The following is a 558-nucleotide window of genomic DNA, read 5'->3' on the forward strand; positions in this document are numbered from 1 at the left end:
GAAGGTTCACGTATTTGGGATCAAGAAAATAAAGAATATATCGATTTTGCAGGCGGGATTGCAGTAAACGCATTAGGTCATGCGCATCCAGTGGCAGTAAATGCTTTAACAGAACAAGCAACAAAACTTTGGCACGTCGGTAACGGTTATACAAATGAACCCGTTCTACGCCTTGCTAAACAACTCACCGAAAATACATTTGCAGATAAGGTATTCTTCTGTAACTCAGGTGCAGAAGCAAATGAAGCAGCATTAAAACTTGCGCGTAAAGTTGGACTCGACAGCGGTGTTGCAGGTAAAAGTGGCATTGTGGCATTTAACAATGCTTTCCACGGCCGTACCTTATTTACCGTTTCGGCGGGTGGTCAACCTAAATATTCACAAGACTTTGCACCTCTTCCAAATGGTATCAACCATGTTGCCTTTAATGATTTAGAAGCTGCAAAAGCGGTCATTAATGAACAAACTTGTGCCGTGATTGTTGAGCCAATCCAAGGTGAAGGCGGTGTTATTCCTGCTGACATCGAATTTTTAAAAGGCTTAAGAGCACTGTGTGAT

At 42.3% G+C, this 558-nt stretch carries 1 protein-coding gene; it reads left to right on the forward strand.

Annotated features, from left to right (window positions below; translation table 11 throughout):
* Positions 1-558, forward strand: a 558-nt coding sequence (locus J655_RS24190) for an aminotransferase class III-fold pyridoxal phosphate-dependent enzyme (RefSeq protein WP_032053473.1), incomplete at both ends; no start/stop codon positions are given.

It is taken from the genome of Acinetobacter sp. 1294243 (assembly GCF_000588015.1).
GTDB lineage: Bacteria > Pseudomonadota > Gammaproteobacteria > Pseudomonadales > Moraxellaceae > Acinetobacter > Acinetobacter pittii.